Origin of the sequence: Pseudoalteromonas sp. C12FD-1 (assembly GCF_037414265.1) — a bacterium.
Taxonomy (GTDB): Bacteria; Pseudomonadota; Gammaproteobacteria; order Enterobacterales; family Alteromonadaceae; genus Pseudoalteromonas.
This window is the reverse complement of sequence record NZ_JBBEVD010000022.1, coordinates 1-216: the sequence shown is the minus strand read 5'-3', so window position 1 is coordinate 216 and position 216 is coordinate 1. Positions and strand designations below refer to the sequence as shown.

The 216-nt window shown below is 49.1% G+C and carries 1 protein-coding gene; it reads right to left on the bottom strand.

The window, feature by feature from the left end; genetic code table 11:
- A partial coding sequence (locus WDB87_RS00105; protein WP_337848645.1) for an Ig-like domain-containing protein occupies positions 1-216 on the bottom strand: 216 nt, incomplete at both ends.

The following is a 216-nucleotide window of genomic DNA, read 5'->3' as shown; positions in this document are numbered from 1 at the left end:
AAGTTCTACGCTATCTTGCGCGCTTACAGGGTTACCCGCTAAATCTGATGCGCTTGCTGTAGCGGTTAACGTGCCGTCGCTTAGTGCGCTTGCATCAATCGGATCGGTAACATACTCACCGTTTTGCACAAGCGCCGTTGTTTCAACTTGGTTTGTACCATCGCTGATAATAACAGTTACAGTTTGGCCGTCTTCAACATCGGTAACAGTACCGCG